At 72.2% G+C, this 6814-nt stretch carries 6 protein-coding genes and 1 pseudogene; 3 read left to right on the top strand and 4 right to left on the bottom strand.

The genetic code is table 11. The features are described from left to right. A pseudogene (locus IQ279_RS16300) lies at positions 1–241 on the top strand (cholesterol oxidase); the annotation flags it as partial. A 97-nt stretch (positions 242–338) separates the two neighbouring features. Here the strand turns inward: IQ279_RS16300 and IQ279_RS16295 are convergent. Together IQ279_RS16295 and IQ279_RS16290 are read right to left on the bottom strand one after the other, a co-directional pair. After that, positions 339–1499: an LAETG motif-containing sortase-dependent surface protein gene (locus IQ279_RS16295; RefSeq protein ID WP_206349255.1), complete on the bottom strand. Its 1161-nt coding sequence runs from the start codon at positions 1497–1499 to the stop codon at positions 339–341. 637 nt (positions 1500–2136) lie between these two features. Beyond that, positions 2137–2427: a chorismate mutase gene (locus IQ279_RS16290; protein ID WP_206349254.1), complete on the bottom strand. Its 291-nt coding sequence runs from the start codon at positions 2425–2427 to the stop codon at positions 2137–2139. Between the two features lie 321 nt (positions 2428–2748). Between IQ279_RS16290 and guaA the strand changes: the two genes are divergently transcribed. After that, the gene (guaA, locus tag IQ279_RS16285; RefSeq protein ID WP_206349253.1) at positions 2749–4347 is read left to right on the top strand and encodes a glutamine-hydrolyzing GMP synthase; all 1599 of its coding nucleotides are present in this window, start codon (positions 2749–2751) and stop codon (positions 4345–4347) included. 133 nt (positions 4348–4480) lie between these two features. Then, positions 4481–5062, top strand: a complete 582-nt coding sequence (locus tag IQ279_RS16280; RefSeq protein WP_206349267.1) for a Uma2 family endonuclease — start codon at positions 4481–4483, stop codon at positions 5060–5062. Positions 5063–5086: 24 nt separating this feature from the next. On the opposite strand, the gene IQ279_RS16275 is transcribed toward IQ279_RS16280, so the two are convergent. Together IQ279_RS16275 and IQ279_RS16270 are read right to left on the bottom strand one after the other, a co-directional pair. Next, on the bottom strand, positions 5087–5554 hold the full coding sequence (locus IQ279_RS16275) for a hypothetical protein (protein ID WP_206349252.1): 468 nt from the start codon (positions 5552–5554) through the stop codon (positions 5087–5089). A 107-nt stretch (positions 5555–5661) separates the two neighbouring features. Continuing rightward, positions 5662–6750, bottom strand: a complete 1089-nt coding sequence (locus IQ279_RS16270) for an RNA polymerase subunit sigma-70 (protein ID WP_206349251.1) — start codon at positions 6748–6750, stop codon at positions 5662–5664. Positions 6751–6814: the final 64 nt, after the last annotated feature.

Below are 6814 nucleotides of genomic sequence, written 5' to 3'. Positions count from 1 at the left end.
AGCGATGTCCCTGTGGCCCAACAAGGGCGAGGCCGACCCCCGCCCCGAGCAGGGCGCCGACTACGTGCGCGTGCCCGTGGTGCCACCCCGGGCCCCGGCGGTGCCCGAGGACGCGTTCGCGGCGCTGAGGCTGCCGGTGGTGCTGCCGGTCCCGGCCGTTCCGCCGAAGCGGACGGCGCCGGAGGCCGAGACGGCGGAGACGACGGAGACGGCGGAGTCCGCCGGGGCCGCCGAGGTCTGAGCGGACGCGTGGGAGGGGGGAGCGGCCCGGCCGCTCCCCCCTCCCACATACGCGTACGGCGTGGCCGCACGCTCACGCCGTCGCGGCGTTCACGCCGTCACGCTGCGGCGGAGGTGTCCGCCCCGGCGCCGCTCCGGCGGCGCACGACGTACATCGCACCGGCGCCCAGCGCCACGGCCGCGGCACCCGCGAGACCGAACATCGGCAGCGCGGAGGACGAACCGGTCTCGGCGAGCTTGCCGTCGACCGGCAGGGTCCGGCTCTCACCGGCCTTCTCGCCGCTCAGGGCCTTTCCGCCGCCCAGGGGCTTCCCGCCGCCCTGCGGCTTCTTGCCGTTCGGGGCGGCGTCGCCGACCTTCCCCGGGTCGCTGCCGGCCTTGAGGACGGTGAACTCGTAGAAGTCGCCGTTGCCGCGGCAGTCCCCCCGGTCCTCACCGGCGTAGACGGCGTTGCTGATGGCGAAGGAGGAACCGGCGGGCGCGGCGGCGTCGATACGGACCCGCAGCTCCATGTCGACGGATGCCTTCGGGTCGAGCTGGCCGATGATGCCCACGAAGGAACCGCTGAAGACGAACTTGCCGTCCTCGTCCTCGTAGTACTCCTGGTAGGAGTCGGTCCACTTCCCGTTCTGCGGGTTCTTGTACTGGATCTGCGCCAGATCCACGTACAGCGACTCCTCGACCTCGTCCGAGTATTCGGCGAAGGCGTCGACGTAGACGTTCTTCAGCGTCCTGTCGGAGCTGTTCCTCACCGAGAACGTGAAGTCGTGCCAGCCGGAGCCCGCCACGATCCTGTTGGGCAGACCGTTGATGACGGCGCTGAGGTTCTCGTCGAGGTCGATCTTCTCGCACTCGTAGGGCGACCAGGGCTCGTCCTCGCCGGCCTCGTCCTCGTCCCGGCCCCCGCTCTCGGAGGGGCTGGGGGAGGGAGAGGGGGTCTCCTCGCCCTCGTCCGGGGTGTCGGAGTCCTCGTCCCGGCCGTCGCCGTCACCCGTGGCCGGGGGCTCGGTCCCGTTCTCCTCGGTCTCGTCGCCACCCGTCGCGGGGGCGTCGGTCCCGTCTTCCCCGGTCCCGTCCTCGTCGCCCGTCGCGGGGGAGTCGGCCTCCCCGCCGTCAGTCTTCTCCGGGGCGGGGGTCTCCGTGTTCTCCACGGAGGTGGTCTCGTGGTCGTCGGCGTACGCGGCGGGCGCCGCGAGCAGCGCGACGGGCGCGATGACGGCCGTGGCGGCGGCGGCCGCGAGGGCACGGCGAAGCTTCATGGATACCTCATCTGCTTTGAGGCGAAAGGGAAGGTGAAGGGAGCCCTCGCGCAGTCGGCGCGTCGGACCGGCAGCAGAGTACGGGCGGAGCGGGAGCTTGCGCGGATGCGTTTTCGAGCCCGTGGCCGGCGCCGCGTGCGGACCGGCGCCGCATAGGGGACGGAAGCGGGCAGTTGCCCACTCTCACCCAGGTTTCGGTGTGCCGCATGTCACAGCCGGCCGTGTTGTCCGTGTGGCGAATTCGTGACGGAAAGCCGCGCAACCCTTCGGGGTCCTCATTCGTCCGGGCACTTCCCGCAGGTGGACGCGGTAAAGCCGGCGGAGGTGGAGGGGGCGGCGGAGTCGGAACCACGCAGCGGTCGGTCCCCGGCGTCCCGGGGACCGACCGCTGGGTCGTGGCCGGACCGCTGTCCCCTGCCGTCCGGCCACTGCACCGGAGCGAGGTCCCACGACGCCCGTCCTCACCTCCCGAGGGAGGACGGCGTCTCATCGCTCCGATGCGCTCCCCCACGCCTCCGGGCGCCCGGCCGGCTCTGGGGTCGTCAGGTCCAACGACCGCGCCCCGCCGTGGTAATGCGCCGTACGGGTGGTCGTTTCCGGGTGAGGTGCCCGGCGGGTGCGGGGGTGTCCGGCGGGCTCAGACGCGTCCGCGGCACAGCTCCAGCAGGGTCATGGCCAGCGAGGTGCCCGGCCGGCCCAGCCGTTCGCGGTAGCGGGTGAGGATCCCCATCTCGCGCGAGAGGTTCACCCGGCGCCCGCCCGCGCCGATCCGGGCCCGCTGGATGCGGGCGGAGACCTCCATGCGCTCTTGCACCAGATCGATGATCCGGCGGTCCAGTTCGTCGATCCGCTCGCGGTCCTGCGCGATCCGCTCGTCGGCCGCGGATGCGGTACCGGCTTCGGTCGGGGCAGGGGTGGTGGTGGCCATGGCCGTACGTCCCTCCTGGGGTCGTCGCGCCCGGTGCCGGCCGTGCCCGGGGACACGCCAGGCGCCCCGGGCCTTGACCGGCCCGGGGCGCCTGGGGAAGTCGCTCGTCAGTAGTTCACGCAGCGTGCGGCATCCCATGGCAGCCGGCCGGGCCGGTGCCATAGGTAAACCAGAAGGTCCGCGCGAACATGCGGTCCAGTATGCACCCGGAGACGGAGCGGGACGGGCGGAGGGCCGGACGGTGAGACGGCCGATCGGGTGCACACCCCCGGTAGACTGGGCTTTCCCAGCCCAGATCCACGCCGAAAGGCAGCCAGCCCCGTGGCATCAGAGCCCACCGAGCCCACCGCGCCCGACGCACCGGACACCGTCCTCGTCGTCGACTTCGGCGCGCAGTACGCCCAGCTCATCGCCCGCCGCGTACGCGAGGCCCGGGTCTACAGCGAGGTCGTCCCCTCCACCATGCCGGTGGCGGAGATGCTCGCCAGGAACCCGAAGGCGATCATCCTCTCCGGCGGCCCCTCGTCCGTGTACGCCGAGGACGCGCCCGGCATCGACCGCGCGCTGTTCGAGGCCGGGGTGCCCGTCTTCGGCATGTGCTACGGCTTCCAGCTGATGGCCCAGACGCTGGGCGGCACCGTCGACAACACCGGCCGCCGCGAGTACGGCGGCACGGCCCTGACCGTCGCCCGGCCCGGCTCCACCCTCTTCGAGGGCACCCCCGCCGAGCAGTCGGTGTGGATGTCGCACGGCGACGCCTGCTCGGCCGCCCCCGAGGGCTTCACCGTCACCGCCTCCACCGGCGGCGTCCCCGTCGCGGCCTTCGAGGACGACGAGCGCAGGCTGTACGGCGTGCAGTACCACCCCGAGGTGATGCACTCCACGTACGGCCAGCAGGTGCTGGAGCACTTCCTCTACCGGGGCGCGGGCCTGAAGCCGACCTGGACGGCCGCGAACGTCGTCGAGGAGCAGGTCGCGGCCATCCGCGCCCAGGTCGGCACCAAGCGCGCCATCTGCGGCCTGTCCGGCGGCGTGGACTCCGCGGTGGCCGCCGCCCTGGTCAACAAGGCCATCGGCGAGCGTCTGACCTGCGTGTACGTGGACCACGGGCTGATGCGCAAGGGCGAGTCCGAGCAGGTCGAGAAGGACTTCGTGGCCGCCACCGGTGTCCAGCTCAAGGTGGTGGACGCCGAGAAGCGCTTCCTGGACGCACTGGCCGGCGTCTCCGACCCGGAGGAGAAGCGCAAGGTCATCGGCCGGGAGTTCATCCGCGTCTTCGAGCAGGCCGCGAGCGAGATCGTCGCCGAGGCCGGCTCCGGTGAGGAGGCCGTGGAGTTCCTGGTGCAGGGCACCCTCTACCCGGACGTGGTGGAGTCCGGCGGCGGCACCGGCACCGCCAACATCAAGTCCCACCACAACGTCGGCGGACTGCCCGAGGACCTCCAGTTCCAGCTCGTGGAGCCGCTGCGCAAGCTGTTCAAGGACGAGGTCCGGATGGTCGGCCAGGAACTGGGCCTGCCCGAGGAGATCGTCCACCGCCAGCCGTTCCCCGGCCCCGGTCTGGGCATCCGCATCGTCGGCGAGGTCACCAGGGAGCGCCTGGACCTGCTGCGCGAGGCCGACGCCATCGCCCGCGAGGAGCTGACGGCGGCCGGGCTGGACCGCGACATCTGGCAGTGCCCGGTGGTGCTGCTCGCCGACATCCGCTCCGTCGGCGTCCAGGGCGACGGCCGCACCTACGGACACCCGATCGTGCTGCGCCCGGTCTCCTCGGAGGACGCGATGACGGCCGACTGGACGCGCCTGCCCTACGAGACGCTGGCCCGTATCTCGACCCGCATCACCAACGAGGTCGCCGAGGTCAACCGCGTGGTGCTGGACGTCACCAGCAAGCCGCCGGGGACCATCGAGTGGGAGTGACGCCCTCCGCGCCCTCCTGAACGTCCCCGAACGCCAACGCCCGCGCCGCCGCTCACCCCTTCGAGCGGCGGCGCGGGCGTTTTCGGGTCGATACGCTGGGGTGAGGCCGAGAATCCCGCCCATGGGAGGAACCATGACCGCCGAGCCGCTGCCCGCCTCTTCGTGGCCCGTGCCGCCGCCGGACGGCTGGACAGCGGACGATCTCGACCGCATCCCGGACCTCCCGCCCCACACGGAGCTGATCGACGGGAGCCTGGTCTTCGTGAGCCCGCAGAAGTACTTCCACTCGCTGGTGATGTTCCTGCTGGAGAGGGGACTCCACGAGACCGTTCCCGGCGAGCTGCGGGTGTGCCGGGAGATGGCCGTCGTACTGGGCAGGCGCAACCGCGTCGAACCGGACCTCTCGGTGCTGAGGGCGGAAGGCGTCACCGAGGAGACCGGCTTCCGGGCCGAGGACGTCGTACTCGCCGCGGAGGTCGTCTCGCCGGACTCGGAGGAGCGCGACCGCAAGCGCAAGCCGCAGCTCTACGCGGAGGCGGGTATCCCGCACTTCTGGCGGATCGAGAAGGGGACGGGACGCCGCCCGGTCGTCTACGTCTTCGAGCTGGAGCCCGCGACGCGCGGCTATGTGCCCACCGGCATCCACCACGACCGGCTGAAGCTCACCGTCCCCTTCGACATCGACATCGACCTCACCGCGATCGACCGGCTGTAGACCGGTCGGCCGCGGACCGGCCGGTCATCCGGCCCTGGTCATCACCGAGTCGTAGCCACCGCCGCCGGGGTAGACCCAGGCGCCGGTCAGGGTGTCGCCCGAGGAGTCGAAGGTGCCCCGGAAGTACGCGGGTGAGCCCTTCTCACCGGCCCAGATGGTCAGGGTGTCCCCGTCGAGCTCGTAGACGTAGTCGAAGGTGTTGCCCTGGCTGTCGTGGAAACGGGAGCGGATGTCCTCGCCCGGCTCCTCCGCGCCGAAGGGCTTCTCCCGGCCGATCACCTCCAGCCCGGTGACGCGCTGCCCGTACTGCTCCAGCTCGACCTCCTGGAGGAGGAAGAAGCCGCCCTCCATCCACCGGTAGACGACGGCGCCCTCGGCGCCGCCGGTCACCCGCCAGGAGCCGGTCAGCCGGTCCAGCGCCCTGAGCTCCTTGTCGGGCCGGGGGGCCGGGGCGCCGCCGGCGCTCTCCGTGTGCTCGGCGTTCTCCGTCATGCTCGTTCCTTTCCACCGTTGTGTCACGGGGTGTCCGCGTCTCCGCGATGCCGCCCGTATGACGGAGGGTGAGAGAGAAAGGAATCGGTCCGCGAAAGTGATGCGGGTCACGCAGTTGTCTCCGCAGGGCGGGCGGTCAGGCCGAGCCCGGCGGCGGGCAGCGCCTCCGGGCCGAAGGTGGTGATCTCGGCGATCAGGCCGTCCTCGACGCACAGGACGTCGATGTTGACCGCCGTGTACACGTCCTCGCCGGGGCGCCGTACGTAGTTCGCCACCGCGGGCTGCCGGTTGACCGCCAGCGGGACGCAGTGCCAGTCGCCCCACGTCCGGTCGCCCTCCAGGACCGGCCGCCACATGTCGAGGATCGCGGCGCGTCCGTCGAACACCAGGTGGGCGGGCGGCATGGTCTGGCGGGCGTCCTCGCGCAGCAGCGCGGCCAGTTCCCGCATGTCGCCCCGGCGGGACGCGGTGACGTATCGCCGGAGCAGGGCACGTTCGGACTCACCGGGAGCCATGGCGGCCCGCCACTGCGTACGCCGCTCGGGCAGCTTCTCCCGCAAGGTGGCGCGGGCGCGCTGGAGGGCGCTCTTGACCGAGGCGGTGCTCATCTCCAGGACCTCGCCGGTCTCCGGCGCGGACCAGCCGGCCACGTCCCGCAGGATCAGTACCGCCCGCTGCCGGGGCGGGAGGTGCTGGATCGCGGCGAGGAAGGCCAGTTCGACCGTCTCCCGGGCGATCGCCGCCGCCTCCGGATCGCCGCCGGCCGGCCCGGCGAGGTCCAGCAGCCGGTCCGGGTACGGCTGCAGCCAGGTGACCTCCGCCGTCGCGGAACGAGCGGACCCTCCCGCGCTGTCCACCGCCGCCGTGATCTCCCGCCTGCGGGCCGGTCCGTCCAGGGCGTCGAGGCAGGCGTTGGTGGCGATCCGGTAGAGCCAGGCGCGGAACGGGGCCCGGCCCCGGAAGGTCTCCCGATGGCGCCAGGCACGCAGCAGCGTCTCCTGGACCATGTCCTCGGCGTCGGTGAAGGAGCCGAGCATCCGGTAGCAGTGCACCCGCAACTCGTGGCGGCAGGACTCGGCGAGTTCGGCGAACGCCGCCTCGTCCCCCGCCCGGACCGCCCCTGCGGCCCGTTCCCCGGCCGCCTGCCGTACGCGCTCCGTGTTCTCCGGACCCTCCACGTCGCCCCCTGTTCCCATGTGGTCGCCTTCAGCCCCGACGCTAGTACGCGGGCCCGTCAATTCCGGTGCTACTACTCACCCC

Source organism: Streptomyces verrucosisporus (assembly GCF_017114865.1).
Taxonomy (GTDB): domain Bacteria; phylum Actinomycetota; class Actinomycetes; order Streptomycetales; family Streptomycetaceae; genus Streptomyces; species Streptomyces fenghuangensis.
This window is presented reverse-complemented; position numbering and strand designations above follow the sequence as displayed.

Excerpts from the sequence above, each read along its gene's own strand:
- IQ279_RS16295 (WP_206349255.1), bottom strand. The coding sequence starts at position 1,499 with ATGAAGCTTCGCCGTGCCCTCGCGGCCGCCGCCGCCACGGCCGTCATC.
- IQ279_RS16290 (WP_206349254.1), bottom strand. The coding sequence starts at position 2,427 with ATGGCCACCACCACCCCTGCCCCGACCGAAGCCGGTACCGCATCCGCG.
- IQ279_RS16280 (WP_206349267.1), top strand. The coding sequence starts at position 4,481 with ATGACCGCCGAGCCGCTGCCCGCCTCTTCGTGGCCCGTGCCGCCGCCG.
- IQ279_RS16275 (WP_206349252.1), bottom strand. The coding sequence starts at position 5,554 with ATGACGGAGAACGCCGAGCACACGGAGAGCGCCGGCGGCGCCCCGGCC.
- IQ279_RS16270 (WP_206349251.1), bottom strand. The coding sequence starts at position 6,750 with ATGGGAACAGGGGGCGACGTGGAGGGTCCGGAGAACACGGAGCGCGTA.